We start from the raw sequence: 15,965 nt of genomic DNA on the forward strand, positions 1-15,965 counted from the left end.
CCGGCCAGGGACGTCAGAACGAGTGCTGCCGCCTATGGAACGGGGATGCCACGGTGAAGGACGTACGCGTCGCAGGAGCCGCGCTGGCCGCGCTGCTCGCAATGGCCGCGCTGACCGGGTGCGGAGGCCACCCGCACCCGAAGGACCAGTCGAAGTCGACCGCCCAGCAGACGAGTTCGGGGACGACGCCCTCCGCGTCGTCGCCCTCCTCCTCGGCCGTGCCGGTGCCGAGCCTGACCACGTCCGCCCCGATCCGGAAGGCCGACCCGGACACCGTGGTGCGCACCCTCGCCCAGGCCAAGTCGATCGTCCCGCTCACCGCGAGGCTCCCCGACGGCTGGTCCGCGGACCGCGGCGACTTCGTGTCCACGGCGGTCGCCAGCGACGACGACTGTAGCTTCGAGCCCTGCGACGGCGCGAAGTTCCGCGCGTCCGGCGCGTACGAGGACGCCGGCGGCGCGCACGCCTACTCCGAGGTCCAGACGTACGACAGCAAGCGGCACGCCCTCGCCGCGTACGCCGAGGCCGCCGCGGGCGGTGCGGGCGAGGTCAAGCACGGCGGGTCCCCGGTCGGGAACGCCTCCCAGTACCTGACCCGCACCGCGGACGGCGGCACCGACGAGGTCGTCATCTACCGGGTCGGCACGGTCGTCGCCGAGGTCTCCCTCGAACAGGGCAGCACGGCTGCCGAGAGCCTCCTGACCTTCGCGAACCTCCAGGCCGCCCGCACCCAGGACGTCCTCTCCGGCGATCCCCCCTCCGACAACTGAGCGCTCCTCACGCTTCCACGTCCTTCGCCGACCCGCCGCCCTCGGTGTGCTCCTCCAGCAGGGTGCGCAGGAACACCAGCGACGCCGCCGGGGACAACGCGATGTCCCGCAGTGCGTCCAATGTGCCCCGCAGCGACTCGACGTCCTCCGGGTCGGAGGTCAGGTAGCCGCGCCAGCCGCCCTGCATGAAAGCCACCGCGCCCCCGTCGTGGAGGTAGGCCAACTCCACCGGGCAGCGCACGTGATGCGGGCCGGCGTCCGACGGCACCACATGCACCACCACGCCCGGCCACTGCGCCGCCTCGATCAGGTGCTCCGCCTGCGCGGTCCACGTCTTCTCATCCCGCGCCTTACGGCGCAGCACCGCCTCGTCGATCAACACCCGGTAGCGCACCTGCGCGCCGATCAGACGCAACTGCCGGTCGGCCAGGGCCGCGATCTGCTGGTCCACCTGCTCATCGCTGAGCTGCGCCAGGTGCAGCAGTTCCCTCGTGTAGGCGCCGGTCTGGAGCAGATCCGGGAGGGCGCCGGGGGCGTACTCCAGGATGTTGGCCGCCTTGGCCTCGAACGGCCCCATGTCCCCGTTCAGCTGCCGGTCGTGTGTGGGACTGTAAGACGTTCGGTGTAACTCCCGATCATGGAAGATGCATCGATGACCAGTGAGAACGTGTCCGAGTCCGAGGCCTCCGCGCCCACGAAGGCTGCGTCGGCGAGGGCCGTAGACGACCAGTTGATCGACGAGTTGGTGGGCCGGGCCCAGGCGGAGGGTCTGCAGCTGACCGGCGAGGGCGGGCTGCTGCAGCAGCTGACCGAGCGGCTGCTGGAGTCCGCTCTGGAGGGCGAGATCGCTGACCACCTCGGCTATGACAAGCACGACCCGGCCGGCAAGAACGGTGGCAGCTCCCGTAACGGCACACGCTCCAAGACCGTGCTGACCGATGTCGGTCCGGTGGAGATAACCGTGCCCCGTGACCGGGACGGCTCGTTCGAGCCGAAGATCGTCAAGAAGCGGCAGAAGCGCCTGACTGGCGTCGATGAGATGGTCATCTCGCTGGCCGCGAAGGGCCTGACCACCGGAGAGGGGCAGGCGCACCCGGCCGAGGTCTATGGCGCCGAGGTCTCCCGGCAGACCATCTCCACCATCGCCGACAAGGTGCTGGAGAGCATGGCCGAATGGCAGAGCCGTCCCCTCGACCCGGTCTGTCCCGTCGTGTTCATCGATGCCATCCATGTGAAGATCCGCGATGGTGCGGTGGCCAACCGGCCCATCTACGTGGCTCTGGCCGTGACCACGGAGGGCCGGCGGGAGATCTTGAGGCTGTGGGCCGGTGATGGCGGTGAGGGTGCCAAGCACTGGCTGCACATCCTCACCGAGATCAAGAACCGCGGCGTGAGCGATGTGCTGATGCTGGTCTGTGACGGACTCAAGGGCCTGCCCGAGTCGGTGGAGACGGTCTGGCCGCGGGCGATCGTGCAGACGTGTGCGGTCCACCTGCTGCGGAACTCCTTCCGCTATGCCGCCCGCCAGGACTGGGACAAGATCGCCAAGCTCCTCTAGCCCGCCTACACCGCGCCGACCGGGGAAGCTGCTTTGGAGCGGTTCACGGAGTTCGCGGACGCCTGGGGCCGGAAGTATCCGGCGATCGTGAAACTGTGGGAGAACGCCTGGGTGAGGGCACCCCCGGACGAAGTCTGGGGGAGAGTTCACCCCGTTCCTGCGGTTCGACACCGAGATCCGCCGCATCGTCTGCACGACGAACGCGATCGAGTCGGTCAACGCCCGTATCCGCCGGGCGGTCAAGGCCCGCGGGCACATCCCGAACGAGCAGGCCGCGTTGAAGTGCGTCTACATGGCGATCATGTCACTCGACCCCACGGGCAAGGGCCAGGCCCGCTGGACCATGCGCTGGAAGACCGCACTGAATGCCTTCGACATCACCTTCGACGGCCGACTCTCCGCAGCCCGCCAGTAACCCCACCCACCCATACACCGTTCGTTTGACAGACCCACCGTAGGGATGTCAGCCCGGCCTGCGATAGTGCGGCTGTGGATGACGAGACCTTCTGGAACATGATCGACCGCTGCAGAGAGCAGACCCAGTACCCGGATGAGCGGCTGTCTTGGCTACGTGGTCACCTGTCAGGACAGCCCGAGGCGGAGATCGTGCAGTTCCAGGTAAGCCTGGACCGCGCTCTGGTGCCATCGTTCACCTGGGATCTGTGGGCAGCAGCAGACCGAATCCTGGGCTGGTGCTCCGACGACAGCTTCTTCTACTTCCGGCTCTGGCTGGTCGGGTTGGGCCGCGACATGTTCGAGCGAGCGGCGCGGGATCCCGACGCGCTCGCCAACGCGCCGGAGATTAAGCGGCTTGCCGGCCGATCGCCAAGAGCCTGGTCGCACGAGGAGTGGCCCGAGTGGGAGGAGCTGGACTATGTCGCGGGGCGTGCGTTCGAGGACGCGACTGGAAAGACGGATGACGACTTCCATGACGCCATGGAGGCCCTCCACGTTGAGGGCCTCGACCCGCGAGAGCCAGTTGGCGAACGGTGGGACGCGAACCGCGACGGGGAGACCGCACGTCGTCTGCCACGGCTCAGTGCGCTGTTCCCCACCACTGAAATGGTGTGACGGGGGCGTACTCATGGTCCAACTCTTCAGTCAGTCGCCGTACTCTCGCAGTAGCGCGATCATGTGGCGGATCTTATGCACGGCATCTTCCGGAATGGGATCGGGATTGAAGTGCATCAGGTCGTTACGGATCTCGCGCAGCTCGTCAATCCGCCTCACGAACACCTTCCTGTCGAGGGGCCATCCGAGAGCCTCCCATGCTCCCTTGTTCTGGAGGATGCGCTGGTAGTCCCCGATGGACAGATCGTCGAAGGAACCTATGTCACGGTCTCCATCTGGCGAACATAGATTTGCGACATACTCAACATTGAAGGCATCGGAGAGGATCCTCCGAAGCCTTTGATCAAGCTCCCCGATGAGGAAGAATGGCGTAGCCATGGTTCCGTATGCCGCAGCAACGTCATTGGACGTGACAATACCAGCGATGGCGTTCGTTTGATCCCTGACCAGCACAAAGTCAAAGTCTGCAAGCAGGGGCAGGACATCGATCAAATGCTGGTCATATGTGACGTCGCGTGCTTTGATGATGGCTTTTGAGAAGGGTGCGCTTGGGTCTGCATGCCTCGCGCGAGCGATCGACTCCCATGTAACAGCGCCTCGGAGGTTGTGTGTTCCAGCCAGAACAGCGAGTTGCGAATAGCCATTGACGGCCATCTCCGTGATGGCTCCCTCGAAGGTCGCCGACGGAGAGACCGCCACGACCCCCGAAAGCGCCGAAGGCAAGTTGCCTACCGTCAGGCCGATAACATGGGTTTCTTCACTTTCAGAGGAAGCAGCGGAGCTCACCGTCACGGTGCCCTTCTCGGATTCCTGCTCACTGTCTGCGTCCGTCGGAGCGATCACCAGATTGACATGAGCATCGAGGTTCACCGCCTCGAAGTCGGGCACAGTCGACAGGCTGTGATTGTCCAGCTCGGCGACTACCTGTTGGCTGATCAGGTAACCTCGCCGCTCAGCACCCCACCAACCGAGGAGGTCTCGAACCGTGAGGGTGAGGGGATTCCCCTTCTCTGCTTCCTCTCTTGCCTTCTTCAGCTTCTCGTGGCGAGCGGTGGAGGGTTGCACAGCAACCTCATTCGATGCCTGCGCGGCAACCGAGTCGAGAAGCTGCTGACGAAGCGCATCCAGTGTCGTGTCATCGTCCAGCGCCCAGGCATGCCAACCGTCGAAGGAGCCGCTGCCCACTGCTGCTATAGCTGCACTGGAGGGGGATTTGAATTGCTGTCCGTCGACCAACTCAATCATGGAGTCGTCTGTTACGCGTGCAGCATGTGTTTCGCCGATGCGAGGTCGCTCAAAGGTGAGCTGCGCTCCCACCTCTAGAAGCTCGGCCTTCACGAGGTCCGCGATGCTGACGCGCCGCCCCTCGAGCAGGTACGAGGCTCTCGCCGGGGCGCCGCTCGAATCAGCATCGCCTGCAAGACCTGTCATCGCGCTTGTCCCCTCCGCCCCGGCGCAACGTCTGCCCTGGTCATCGTAGAGCCTCAGCGCAGGGGAGTGTCCAATAAACGGCGAATCTGTTGATCACGGAGACGCCAAGTGAGTGAGCCCTTTCCAACCTGGCAGCTGAGCACGTCAGTTGGGCTGGCAGACAGGTGAAGCCCCTGGTAGATGGGTTTTCGACCAAGAAATCCGTCTCCACCAGGGGCTTCGTGTGCTTGTCTACCCGTCGGGCGTCGACATGTCCAGCTCTGCCCTTCGCTTCTTGTCCGCCAGGCTCTGCCAGCACCGCCGGGAGCTCGGCACTCGGTGGAGGCGTCTGAGCCCGGGGCGGCAAGCTCTGCTCACCCTCGCCTACCTTCGCAACGGCCATCCGTACGCCCAGCTCGCAGCCGGTTTCGGCATCGGGACCACGACGGCCTACCGGTACGTTGCCGAAGCCGTCGAGCTCCTGGCCACGCTCGCCCCGACTCTCGCGGAAGCGGCCCGGACGGCATCGACGAAGGCGTTCGTGCTGCTGGACGGCACCCTGTTGCCGATCGATCGCATCGCCGCGGACCGCCCCTTCTACTCCGGCAAGCACAAGAAGCACGGGATGAATGTGCAGGTCCTGGCCGATCCGTCCGGCCGGCTGCTGTGGGCGTCACCGGCTCTGCCCGGAGCCGTCCACGATGTCCGGGCCGCCCGTGAACACGGCATCATCGCCGCTCTTGCAAAGGCCGGCGTCGCCTGCTGGGCCGACAAGGGCTACCGAGGTGCCGCGGGTACGGTCCGTGTCCCGTACTGGGGCCGATGGGAGAAGCTTTCCGCAGGCCAGAAGGCCGTCAACCGGTCCCACGCGAAGATCCGGGCCCTGGTCGAGCGGGCCGTCGCCACACTCAAGTCCTGGCGACTCCTCCGCAAGATCCGTTGCTCGACCAACCGCGTTACCGGCCTCGTCCAAGCCGTCCTCTGCCTGTATCTGGCCAGCTCAGACTGAGGATGGAAAACGCTCAGTGAGATGACGATCGAGCCGGAGTCCGTTCCTGAGCTGGCTGGTGTGGCCAGGTCGGGCGAGCAGTTGATCGCGATGCTGGTCGAGCGGGCTCGGAGTGAGGGCACGCCGCTGACCGGTGCCGGCGGGCTGCTGCAGCAGTTGACCAAGCGGGTGCTGGAGTCCGCCCTGGAAATCGAGATCACCGATCACCTCGGCTATGACAAGCACGATGCAGCAGGCCGGAACAGCGGCAACAGCCGCAACGGCACCCCGGCGAAGACCGTGCTGACGGATGTCGGTCCGGTCGAGGCCAAGGTGCCCCGGGATGTGGAGGGCAGCCTCGAGCCGCAGATCGTCAAGAAGCGGCAGCGTCGGCTGGCGGGCGTGGACGAGACGGTGCTGTCGCTGTCCGCGAAGGGCCTCGCCCACGGGGAGATCTCCGCGCACCTGGCCGAGATCTACGGCGCCGAGGTCTCCAAGCAGACCATCTCCGCCATCACCGACCAGGTGATAGACGGCATGGCCGAATGGCAGAACCGGCCGCTCGACCGCGTCTATCCTGTTTTGTTCGTGGACGCTATCAACGTCAAGATCAGGGACGGGAAGGTCGCCAACCGGCCCGTCTACGTTGTCGTGGCCGTCACCGTCGAGGGCACCCGGGACATCTTGGGCATCTGGGCCAGCGACGGCGGCGAGGGCGCGAAGTACTGGCTGCAGGTTTTCACCGAGCTGAAAAACCGGGCGCGTGACCAGTTGTCGGACCTGGCGTACACGCTCGGCCGCCCGCACTCTTCAGCCCGCCACCAGCAGCTGTGCGCCGAAGCCGCCGACCTTTACCAGCTCGCCGGCGAAATCTCCTTCGACGGGAATCGTTACACCCAGGCCGCGGAGTGCTACGCGCTGGCCGCAAGCGCGAGCAAGGAAGCGGGAAACGCCGACCTGTGGGCAGCCGCGCTCACCCGGCACGCCTTCATCGGCGTCTACGAGAAGCGCTTCCAGCAGACCTCCCCCCTGCTCCAGGCAGCCGAGGAACTCGCCAGGAACGGCGACAGCCAACTGTCCACCCGCCACTGGGTGGCCGCGGTCCAGGCCCAGGTCCACGCCGGCCTGGGCGACCTGAACGCCTGCAATCGCGCGCTGGACACCGCGCAGGAAGTGCACCGCCTCGACCATCCCTGCCCTGGCGGTTGGCTACGGTTCGACGGCTCGCGCCTCGACGAGGAGCGGGGCAGTTGCTATGTGCGGCTGGGCCGCCTGGACCTCGCCGAGACGGCACTCACCGATGCCCTCGCCAGCAAGCTCACGCTGCGGCGCCAGGGAAGCGTACTTACCGATCTCGCGATGATCGGTGCCCGGCGCCATGACGTCGACCGCCTGCTGTCCTACGGAACAGCGGCCGTCGAGTTGGCCGAACGCACCTCGTCCGGTTACATCGGCAAGAAACTCGAAGGGCTGCGCGGATACCTCGCGCCTTTCCGGGCCGACAAGCGGGTCTCGGACTTCAGCGAACGCATCTCGTCACTGACCGCCGTATGAGCGCACTGGAGGAATCACGATGACCGATCAGGGCCGGGCCTTCCGAGAAGCCTGGATCAAGGGTGTGAACACGCACTATCCAGGTGAGCCGAAGCCCGGATACGTCGCGCCCTGGGAGGAGACCCCCGAGTGGGAGCGCGACGCGGCCTCCGCGGTCTACGGCCAGGTGGAGGACTTCCTCACCGTCAGCGCCGGCAGCGCCGCCAAGCTCAGCCGGGAGCAGAAGGGGCGCTTCGTCTCCCTGTGCTGGATCGCCCAGATCCACAAGCACTTCCCCGACCCGAAGCCCTCCTACGTGGCCGACTGGGACGACCAACCCGCCTGGCAGCGGGAAACCAACGCTGACATCTTCGAGGCGATCGAGCAGCGCCCGTAAGGGCGCCGCTGCGCTACGGGCGGGCGGCCGCCCACCGGCCCCGCAGAGGTCGCGGCGGACGAACTCCGCGATGGGCAGGGCCGTGACGGCGTAGAAGAACCACATGCCGGCGGACGTCGACATGGCGAAGTGGGGGGTGTACCAGGGCGGCTCGAGCGTCGCCTGCCAGGCCGGCGCGATGACGGCGACGGCCGCGCCCGCGTAGCCGGTCCGGCGCGGCAAAGGCCCCGCGCCGGGTAGGAGGCCCGCCAGGGACAGCAGCGTGGCCAGCAGGCCGAAGAAGGCGAGCACCGACGCGACGGCGCCGCAGGGGAGCGCGTCCCAGGTGGCGAAGTCGTGGCCGGTGGCCTTGACCAGCGGCTGCGCGAAGCAGACGAGGGTGCCCCACCGCACGCTCCACACGGACTGGCCGTCGCCCCCAGCGGAGTACGCCCGCAGGAAGCAGGAGACGGCGTACAGCGCCAGCAGCGCCCCCGCGGCGCCGAGCCCCGTACGACGCGGCTGCGGCGCGCTGCCGGTGCCCGCCCCCGGCCTCGGCCCGGGCGCCGGGATCGTAGGGGCGTGCGGCCCGTCCACCACGGGCCCTTCCGCCACCACGAGCGTCGGCTCCGGCGCGGGCGCCCGCAACTCCCGTGCGCACTCGGCGGCCGACGGCCGGTCCTGGGGGAGCGGCGACGTCATCCGGGTGAGCAGCGGCACCAGGTGGGCGGGCAGCGACTGCCGTGCGGGGCCGGCGAGTTGGGCCGCCGATGCCCGTCGACCGCTGAGCTTCTCGACCGGCACCAGCACCAGCACCAGCGCGTAGACGTTCGACGCGGCCGTCGCGCTGCTCGGGCGCCATGTAGGCCAGGGTGCCGAAGGCGTTGCCGGATGCTGCCGTGGTTCAGCGCCGCGAGCGTCCGGGCCGCGCAGGCGAACCGCCGGGCCGCGTTCGGGTACTCGGCGACCCCGGTGACGAACTTGACGGCCACCAGCCGCTGAAGGATGCGCGGCGGCGGCAAGGCCGATCACCGCGCCGTTGCGCCACCGGCAGGCCCATCCGCCACTCGAAGGAAGTCCGCAGGCCGAAGGTGGTTGTGCGGGACCCGGCCGGTGCCGACCCTGGTACGGGCGCCCGGCCGCGGCGGCCAGGACCAGGAGACGCTGATGGAGGAACGGATGGCACAGCTCGAGGACGACCGTGCGCGCGACCGTACGGTCGGACAGCCCGACGTGCCGGGGGCCGCGCCCGCGGGCCCGACCGCGGACACGCAGACAGACGCGGACACGGACGCGCACGCGGAGGCCAGAGACCGGATCACCCACGGCCTGCTCTACAACGAGTCCGACGCCGGCTTCCTCCAGGGCGGCCGCCGCGCGGGCCTGCTGCACGAGTACAACCAGACCGCCCCCGCCGAGGCGGAGCTCCGCGCCGACCTGCTCGGCCGCATCCTCGGCTCGATCGGCAAGCGCAGCTTCATCGCGCCCGTCTTCCAGGCCGCGTACGGCAGCAACGTGCACATCGGGGACGACTTCTACGGCAACTTCAACCTCTCCCTGATCGACGACGTGGAGATCCGCATCGGCAACGGCGTGATGATCGCCCCGAACACCACGATCACCACCACCGGCCACCCCGTCCACCCGGAGCTGCGCGTGGACTACAACCGCTTCTCCGAGCCGGTGGCGATCGGGGACAAGGTGTGGATCGGCAGCAATGTGGTGGTGCTGCCGGGCGTGACGATCGGATACGGCTCGGTGATCGGCGCGGGCAGCGTCGTCACCCATGACATCCCGCCGATGGTGGTCGCCTTCGGCGCGCCCTGCCGCATCGTCCGGCCCATCACGGACGCGGATCTGACGCAGCGTCAGTAATACCCCGGGAGGAGCGCACGGGCCGTCGACCGCACGAGAACCCGCACGGGTGAAAAGCAGTTTCCTGACGTGTCGTCAGGTGTCGAGGTCCCAGAACGAGCCGTAGCGAGTGGTGAGTTCCTCGATGTCGGGGGCGGTCAGCAGGCGCTGCCCGCTCTCGCCGAGGAGGAGCAGCAGGGCGCAGACCTCTTCCAGTTCGGTGGCCGCGTCGACGGCGGCGGCCAGGTCGGCGCCGGCGACGACGGGGCCGTGGTTGGCGAGGAGGGCCGCGCGGAAGGGGAACGGGAGGGCTTCGAGGCCGGCGGCCTGCCCGGGGTCGCCGGGGGCGGCGTAGGGGATCAGCGGGGTCTGGCCGACGCGCATGACGAAGTACGGCGTGAGCGGGGGTATCGCGCTGTGCTCGCTCCAGCCGGGCCGGCAGCTGACGGCGGCGGCGTGCCGGGAGTGCAGGTGGACCACGGCCCCGGCGGTGGGGTCGCGCCGGTAGAACGCGGTGTGCAGCGGGAACTCCTTGGACGGCCGCGGCCCCGAGACGTGGCGGCCGGCCAGGTCCACCACGCTCAGCCGGTCCGGGTCGAGGCCGCCCAGGCCGTACCCGGTGGGCGTGATCAGCACCCGGTCGCCGTCGCGGACGCTGATGTTGCCGCTGGCGCCCGGGCTGAACCCGAGCGACTGGAGCTTCGCGCCCGCCTGGACGAGATCGGTCTCGGGCGTCCTCACGCCAGCTCTCCCCACGCCGTGGTGAACATGTCGGTGGCCCCGAAGTTCCCGGACTTCAGTGCCAGGTCGACCGGGTGCCGGCCGCCGTCGAGCCGCGCCTCGGTGTGCGTCCAGGCGACGCCGGGCGCGATGGGCGCGCCGACCCGCAGGGTGCGCGCGCCGATCGCGGTGACCACGGCGCCCGAGGTCTCCCCGCCGGCCACCAGCAGGTGCCGGGCGCCGGCAGCGACGAGGGCGGCGGCGCACCGGGCCAGCGCGGTCTCCACCAGCACCGCGTCGCCGGAGCCGGGCCCGCTCACCCCGGGAGCGCCGGGAACCGTACCGCCGGGGCTCCTACCGCCGGTATCCACAGGCCCCGAATCCGACATGCCGGACTCGGGTACGGTGGTCTGGTCGTCGGTGGCGTAGATCATCGGCGGCAGTTCGGGGTTCGCCCGCCACGCACCCCGGACGAAGCCGACCAGGTCGGACACGGCGCCGTCGAGGTCCGTCCGCAGAGCCGTGATGTCCAGGGCGCGGGAGGGCAGCACCGCGCGGGCGTGCCGGACCTGGGCGCGGGTCGTCGCCGAGGCGCTGCCGGACAGCACCGCGGCGGGGCCGCGGCCCGTGCTCGACGCGCGGGCGGCGGCCAGGCCGTCGCGCGGCCCGGTCATGCCGAGCGCCAGCCCGGCCGCGCCGGTGACCAGCGGCAGGTGCGCGGTCGCGGCGGCGATGGCGCGCAGGTCGTCGTCGGTGGTCGCGTCCACCACCGCCAGGTCGCCGGCGGCCGGGTCCCGCAGCGCCGCCCGTACGGCGTCGGCCCCGCCGCGTACGGCCTCGTGGCGCACGCGGCCGACGGTCCGGCGGGTCTGCGGGGCCAGCAGCCGGCCCAGGTGCGCGTCGCGCATCGGGGTCAGCGGGTGGTCGCGCATGGGGCTCTCGTCGAGCAGGTCGTCGTGGACGAAGAGCCGGGAGCGGTAGACGGTGCGGCCGGTGGCCGGGAAGGAGGGCACGACGACGGTGGCGTCCTGGCCGAGCTCGTCGAGCAGGGCGTCGGCGACCGGGCCGATGTTGCCGCGGGGCGTGGAGTCGAAGGTGGAGCAGTACTTGAAGTAGAAGCGGGTGCAGCCCGCCGCGCGCAGCGCCCGCAGCGCCGCGACCGAGTCGCCGACGGCCTCGGCCACCGGCGCCGTACGGGACTTCAGGGCGACCACGACGGCGTCGGCGTCCGCCCAGGACGCGTCGCCGGCCGCCGCGCCGTCACGCACATCGGGGATGCCGGGGATGCCGGGGACGCCGACCGCCACCACGGTCCGGAACCCGCGGGTGACCAGCATCGTGGCGAGATCCGTCGCCCCTGTGAAGTCGTCGGCGATTGCCCCGAGAGATGGCATCGGTCCTCCTGTGCTGCCGTGTGACGGCACCGGCCGTCTGTTGTGAAAAAATGTTAACATGCTTGACCGTGGCGTGAAGCCGTGTTTAGTTTGTGTTAATTCATGAGCGCCCGACAGCTCCCGCGCCGACACCGCCGGGCCGTCCCGCGCCTCACGAGCAACCCGACACCAGCCCCACCCGGTCCCTGCGGACCGGCATTCATCCCGATAGGACCGCCATGAACATGCGCGACGAGTCCGCGGACAACGGCAGCGGCCCGGTCCGCTACGCGCTGTCGGGTGCGGGAGGCGGCTTCGCCCGTACCCTCCTCGCCCAGAGCCTGCTGATCCCGTGGCTCCAGCCGGTCGTGCTGTGCGACCTGGACGTCGAGCAGGTCCACGCCGTGTGCGTGGCGCTCGGCTACGCCGCCGACGACCTCGTGACCTGCCCGGACGCCGAGTCCGTCGCGCGGGCCGCGGCCGACGGCCGGATCGCGGTCACCGCGGACGCCACCGCCCTCCAGGCCGCCGGCTGGGACGTCCTGGCCGAGGCGACCGGCAGCCCGGTGCACGGTCTGGCGATGGCGGAGGCGGCCCTGGCCGCCGGCCGCCACGTGGCGATGGTCAGCAAGGAGGTGGACTCCGTCGCCGGACCGCACCTCGCCCGCGAGGCGGCCCGCCGCGGGCTGGTCTACACCCCCGTCGAGGGCGACCAGCCCGCGAACCTCGTCGGCCTGACCGCCTGGGCGCGCGACCTCGGGCTCGACGTCGTCGCCATCGGCAAGTCCAGCGAGTACGACCTCGTCCTCGACCCGGCGACCGGCACCGTCACCCAACTCGACACCACCGTGCCCGCCCCCGCGCTGACCGGCCTGCTCACCCTCGGCGACGACGTGCGCGCCACCCTCGAAGCGCGCGCCGCGGCGGTCGCCGCGCTGCCCGTCGGCGCCACCGCCGACTACTGCGAGATGGCCGTGGTCGCCGCCCACACCGGCTTCCGCCCCGACACCGAGCGCCTGCACTACCCGGTCGCCCGCCCCGCCGAACTCGCCGACGTCTACGCCCTGCGCGAGCACGGCGGCGTGCTGCGCCGGCCCGGCGCCGTCGACGTCTTCAGCGCGCTGCGGCTGCCGGGCGAGGCGTCCTTCGCCGGCGGCGTGTTCGTCGTGGTGCGCACCCACGACCCCGTGACCTGGCAGCTCCTGGCGGGCAAGGGCCACGTGGTCAGCCGCGACGGCCGCTACGCGGCGATCTACCTGCCCTACCACCTCATGGGCGTCGAGGCACCGAACACCCTGCGGGCCGCCGCGGCCGGCCGTACCCACGGCAGCGCGCGCCCCGGGCGCAGCGCGGTCCTGGCCGGCCGCGCCCGGCACGACCTGCCCGCCGGCACCGGGCTGCGGATGGGCGGCCACCACCACGACGTGGAAGGCGTGCACGCCGTCCTGCTGCGCGACGAGGACACCCCGTCCGACGTCGCACCCCTCTACCTGGCCGCGGGCGCCCGGCTGGCCCGGCCGGTCGCGGCGGGCGAACTGCTGCGCCTGGCCGACCTCACCGGGTACGACGACGCGCTGGCCCGCGCCTGGCAGGCGGGCGCCGACCCCGACGCAGACCCCGACCCCGACACAGACCCCGACCCCGACACAGACCCCGGCCCCGCCGCCGAGACCGCCCCCGCGAACAGCCTGCCGGCCACCGCCGGAGCGCACCGCAGCGGCGGGCGGGGGCGGTCATGAGCTCCGACGTCCAGCACATAGTCCTCGCCGCGGTCGCCGTCGTGGTCCTGGTGGTGCTGATCACCAAGGCCAAGCTGCACCCGTTCCTCGCGCTGAGCGCCGCCGCCCTCGGGCTGGGCTTCGCCAACGGCATCGGCCCGAACGCGACCGTGGACCACTTCGAGAGCGGCTTCGGCGACGCGCTCAGCGACGTCGGCCCGATCATCGGCCTGGGCACCGTCCTCGGCGGCATCCTGCTCGGCTCCGGCGGCGCCGACCGGATCGCCACCGCCTTCATCGGCGCCCGCCCGATCAAGTGGGTGCCGTTCGCGATGACCGGCGCCGCGCTGCTCATCGGCATGCCGCACATCTTCGACGTCAGCTTCGTGATGCTGGTGCCGCTGGTGTACGCCACCGCCCGGCGCACCGGCAGCCACCTGCTCTACGTCGGCCTGCCGATGGCCGCCGGCCTGTACATCTCGCACGGCCTGCTGCCCCCGCACCCCTCCCCGACCGCGGCGATCGGCGCCTACCACGCCAACACCGGGCTCACCCTGCTCTACGGCCTGATCATCGGCATCCCGATCGCGGTGATCAACGGCCCGCTGCTCACCCGGGTGGCCAGCCGCTGGTTCGGGCCCGCGCCCGACCTCGACAAGGGGCCGGCGCCGGAGGAGCGCATCGAGCCGGCCCGGCAGGGCCGCACCGTGTCGCTCACCGCGGCGATGGCCACGGTCCTGCTGCCCGCGGTGCTGATGCTCATCGGCACCCTGGGCAAGAGCCAGGCCGCGGACGGCTCCTGGGAGCACACCTTCTTCGAGTTCTGCGACAACCCGGTGCTCTCGCTCGCCGTGGCCGTGGTCTTCGCCTACCTCGCGCTCGGCACCCGCACCGGCTTCGACCTGGGGCAGATCCAGAAGATGGCCGCCAAGGGCCTGGGCCCGGCCGGCATGATCATCCTGATCCTGGGCGCGGGCGGCGCCCTGAGCGAGATGCTCACCGCCACCGGCGTCGGCAAGGTGATCTCCACCCACGCGGTGCACTGGTCGATCTCCCCGCTCATCCTGGCCTGGGGCGTCGCGGCGCTGCTGCGGATCTGCCTCGGCTCGGCCACCGTGGCCACCGTCACCGCGGCCGGCATCGTCGGCCCGCTGATGGGCGCCTACCCAGGGCTCTCGCCGGAGCTGCTGGTGCTGGCCACCGCGTCCGGCTCGGTGATGCTCTCGCACGTCAACGACTCCGGGTTCTGGCTGTTCAAGGAGTACTACCAGCTCAGCGTGGGGCAGACCTTCCGCACCTGGACGCTGATGCTGTCGTTGCAGTCGCTGCTGAGTCTGGGTGGCATCCTGCTGCTCAGTACGGTGGTCAGCTGAACCGCGAGCCCCCCGGCAACGGAGACGGAGCACGGAAGCGGCAAGCGGGAAACGGACAACGGGACGGAGGAACCGGGTTGAAGCCCTCGACGGACGGCGTGCCGCTCATCCCCGACCAGCGCCGGGAGGCGCTGCTGAAGCACCTGCGCCGGGAAGGCGTGCTCAGCGTCCAGCAGATCACCCAGCTGTTCGGGGTCTCGCACATGACCGTCCGCCGGGACATCACGGAGCTGGAGCAGCAGGGGCTGGTCTACTCCGTGCCCGGCGGGGTGCGGATCGCCAGCGGGGTGCGCTCCGAACCCGGCTTCACCGCCAAGGCGCTGGTCGAGCAGCCGCAGAAGCACGCGATGGCCCAGGAGGCCGCCGCGCTGGTCGCCGAGGGCATGACCGTCTACCTCGACGCGGGGACCACCATGCACGCGATGATCCCCGCGCTGGTCGAGCACCGCGCGCTGACCGTGGTGACCAACGACTTCCACGCCGTCGAGCAGCTGTGCCAGGCCCGGCACATCGACACCGTGCACGTCGGCGGCCGGGTCGAGCCCGACAACCGCTCCAGCGTCGGGCCGCTCGCCGCCGCCACGGTGCGCCAGCTCGCCTTCGACATCGCGTTCGTCAGCGCCAGCTCCTGGGACCTGCTGCGGGGGGTGACCACGCCGTCGGAGAGCAAGATCGAGGTCAAGCGTGCCGCGATGGCGGGCGCGGCCCAGTCGGTGCTGGTCACCGGGGCGTCGAAGTACGGCACGTTCGGCATGTACAAGGTGGCGCCGCTGAGCGCCTTCGACCTGGTGATCACCGACGACGGGCTCGCCGCGCCGGCGGCCGAGGGCATCCGCGCCGCCGGCACCGACCTGCGGCTGGTCCCCGCCGGACCCGCGCCGGCCGGGCCGCCGGCCGCCTGACCCGGGGCGGCGCACCGCGTTGCTCGCGTGGTCCGGCGGCTGCCGGGAGGGTCGGGTCACTTCGTGCTGTCGGCGGCGCCCGATGCGCTGGCGTACGGTGTGGCGGTTGATCCGGCTGGGCCGACCCGCGATCACATGAGAAGCTCGGATCTGAGAGCATCAGGCGCAGTCCGGGAACCCCCTGCACCCGGGCGCGCACATTGAGGACGAAAGTGTCAACTGTGAGTGATGCAACGCACAATGGCGCGGTCGCCGTCGGCGCCTCGCCGGTGCCCTCGGCCTTCGACGACGGCCTCAGTGCCGCCGACCTCGCCGCCAT

At 70.2% G+C, this 15,965-nt stretch carries 13 protein-coding genes and 4 pseudogenes; 13 read left to right on the plus strand and 4 right to left on the minus strand.

The annotated features are described in order from the left end of the window. Window positions 1-53 precede the first annotated feature (53 nt). Complete coding sequence (locus AC3EVP_RS35630) at window positions 54-770, plus strand: hypothetical protein (RefSeq protein ID WP_435137601.1); 717 nt, start codon at window positions 54-56, stop codon at window positions 768-770. Window positions 771-777: 7 nt separating this feature from the next. Here AC3EVP_RS35630 and AC3EVP_RS35635 read toward each other — a convergent pair whose 3' ends face one another. Beyond that, the gene (locus tag AC3EVP_RS35635; RefSeq protein WP_435137604.1) at window positions 778-1,347 is read right to left on the minus strand and encodes a DUF5753 domain-containing protein; all 570 of its coding nucleotides are present in this window, start codon (window positions 1,345-1,347) and stop codon (window positions 778-780) included. A 75-nt stretch (window positions 1,348-1,422) separates the two neighbouring features. On the opposite strand from AC3EVP_RS35635, the pseudogene AC3EVP_RS35640 reads away from it, so the two are divergent. Both AC3EVP_RS35640 and AC3EVP_RS35645 read left to right on the plus strand, forming a co-directional pair. Next, a pseudogene (locus tag AC3EVP_RS35640) lies at window positions 1,423-2,743 on the plus strand (IS256 family transposase). 74 nt (window positions 2,744-2,817) lie between these two features. Then, window positions 2,818-3,399: a DUF4240 domain-containing protein gene (locus AC3EVP_RS35645; protein WP_435137607.1), complete on the plus strand. Its 582-nt coding sequence runs from the start codon at window positions 2,818-2,820 to the stop codon at window positions 3,397-3,399. Window positions 3,400-3,429: 30 nt separating this feature from the next. Here the strand turns inward: AC3EVP_RS35645 and AC3EVP_RS35650 are convergent, their stop codons facing one another. Further along, window positions 3,430-4,830 (minus strand): CBS domain-containing anti-phage protein, encoded by a 1,401-nt coding sequence (locus AC3EVP_RS35650; RefSeq protein ID WP_435137610.1) that lies wholly within the window; start codon window positions 4,828-4,830, stop codon window positions 3,430-3,432. A gap of 223 nt (window positions 4,831-5,053) precedes the next feature. On the opposite strand from AC3EVP_RS35650, the gene AC3EVP_RS35655 reads away from it, so the two are divergent. The 6 genes and pseudogenes from AC3EVP_RS35655 (at window position 5,054) to AC3EVP_RS35680 (ending at window position 9,581) form a co-directional block, all read left to right on the plus strand. Then, window positions 5,054-5,818, plus strand: coding sequence for an IS5 family transposase (locus AC3EVP_RS35655; protein ID WP_435137613.1), 765 nt, complete (start codon window positions 5,054-5,056; stop codon window positions 5,816-5,818). Between the two features lie 90 nt (window positions 5,819-5,908). Next, window positions 5,909-6,556 (plus strand): annotated as a pseudogene (locus AC3EVP_RS35660) (IS256 family transposase); the annotation flags it as partial. A 3-nt stretch (window positions 6,557-6,559) separates the two neighbouring features. Further along, window positions 6,560-7,351: pseudogene (locus AC3EVP_RS35665) on the plus strand (NsdA family TPR-like regulatory protein); the annotation flags it as partial. A 19-nt stretch (window positions 7,352-7,370) separates the two neighbouring features. Further along, window positions 7,371-7,727 carry a hypothetical protein gene (locus AC3EVP_RS35670; protein ID WP_435137616.1) on the plus strand — a complete coding sequence of 119 codons (357 nt, stop codon included), beginning with the start codon at window positions 7,371-7,373 and terminating at the stop codon, window positions 7,725-7,727. Window positions 7,728-7,989: 262 nt separating this feature from the next. Then, window positions 7,990-8,532, plus strand: a complete 543-nt coding sequence (locus AC3EVP_RS35675; RefSeq protein WP_435137619.1) for a hypothetical protein — start codon at window positions 7,990-7,992, stop codon at window positions 8,530-8,532. 287 nt (window positions 8,533-8,819) lie between these two features. Beyond that, window positions 8,820-9,581: a sugar O-acetyltransferase gene (locus tag AC3EVP_RS35680; protein ID WP_435137622.1), complete on the plus strand. Its 762-nt coding sequence runs from the start codon at window positions 8,820-8,822 to the stop codon at window positions 9,579-9,581. 75 nt (window positions 9,582-9,656) lie between these two features. Here the strand turns inward: AC3EVP_RS35680 and AC3EVP_RS35685 are convergent, their stop codons facing one another. Continuing rightward, complete coding sequence (locus tag AC3EVP_RS35685) at window positions 9,657-10,301, minus strand: class II aldolase/adducin family protein (protein ID WP_435137625.1); 645 nt, start codon at window positions 10,299-10,301, stop codon at window positions 9,657-9,659. Next, a complete protein-coding gene (otnK, locus tag AC3EVP_RS35690; RefSeq protein WP_435137628.1) occupies window positions 10,298-11,674 on the minus strand; it encodes a 3-oxo-tetronate kinase in 1,377 nt (458 codons plus the stop codon). Before otnK ends, AC3EVP_RS35685 begins: the two co-directional genes overlap by 4 nt. Window positions 11,675-11,892: 218 nt before the next feature. On the opposite strand from otnK, the gene AC3EVP_RS35695 reads away from it, so the two are divergent. The 4 genes and pseudogenes from AC3EVP_RS35695 to AC3EVP_RS35710 form a co-directional block, all read left to right on the plus strand. Continuing rightward, window positions 11,893-13,392, plus strand: coding sequence for a homoserine dehydrogenase (locus AC3EVP_RS35695; RefSeq protein ID WP_335984199.1), 1,500 nt, complete (start codon window positions 11,893-11,895; stop codon window positions 13,390-13,392). Next, the gene (locus AC3EVP_RS35700; protein ID WP_335984200.1) at window positions 13,389-14,744 is read left to right on the plus strand and encodes a GntT/GntP/DsdX family permease; all 1,356 of its coding nucleotides are present in this window, start codon (window positions 13,389-13,391) and stop codon (window positions 14,742-14,744) included. Before AC3EVP_RS35695 ends, AC3EVP_RS35700 begins: the two co-directional genes overlap by 4 nt. Window positions 14,745-14,821: 77 nt before the next feature. Beyond that, entirely contained in the window at window positions 14,822-15,646 is an 825-nt protein-coding gene (locus tag AC3EVP_RS35705) for a DeoR/GlpR family DNA-binding transcription regulator (protein WP_435137632.1), read from the plus strand. After that, a pseudogene (locus tag AC3EVP_RS35710) lies at window positions 15,633-15,785 on the plus strand (glycosyltransferase family 2 protein); the annotation flags it as partial. The gene AC3EVP_RS35705 and the pseudogene AC3EVP_RS35710, both read left to right, overlap by 14 nt. Between the last annotated feature and the right edge of the window lie 180 nt (window positions 15,786-15,965).

It is taken from the genome of Actinacidiphila sp. bgisy144 (assembly GCF_057708105.1).

What these genes read in the sequence shown, in the direction of transcription:
- AC3EVP_RS35635 (WP_435137604.1), bottom strand. Translation starts at nt 1,347, where the DNA reads ATGGGGCCGTTCGAGGCCAAGGCGGCCAACATCCTGGAGTACGCCCCC.
- AC3EVP_RS35650 (WP_435137610.1), bottom strand. Translation starts at nt 4,830, where the DNA reads ATGACAGGTCTTGCAGGCGATGCTGATTCGAGCGGCGCCCCGGCGAGA.
- AC3EVP_RS35670 (WP_435137616.1), top strand. Translation starts at nt 7,371, where the DNA reads ATGACCGATCAGGGCCGGGCCTTCCGAGAAGCCTGGATCAAGGGTGTG.
- otnK (WP_435137628.1), bottom strand. Translation starts at nt 11,674, where the DNA reads ATGCCATCTCTCGGGGCAATCGCCGACGACTTCACAGGGGCGACGGAT.
- AC3EVP_RS35695 (WP_335984199.1), top strand. Translation starts at nt 11,893, where the DNA reads ATGAACATGCGCGACGAGTCCGCGGACAACGGCAGCGGCCCGGTCCGC.
- AC3EVP_RS35700 (WP_335984200.1), top strand. Translation starts at nt 13,389, where the DNA reads ATGAGCTCCGACGTCCAGCACATAGTCCTCGCCGCGGTCGCCGTCGTG.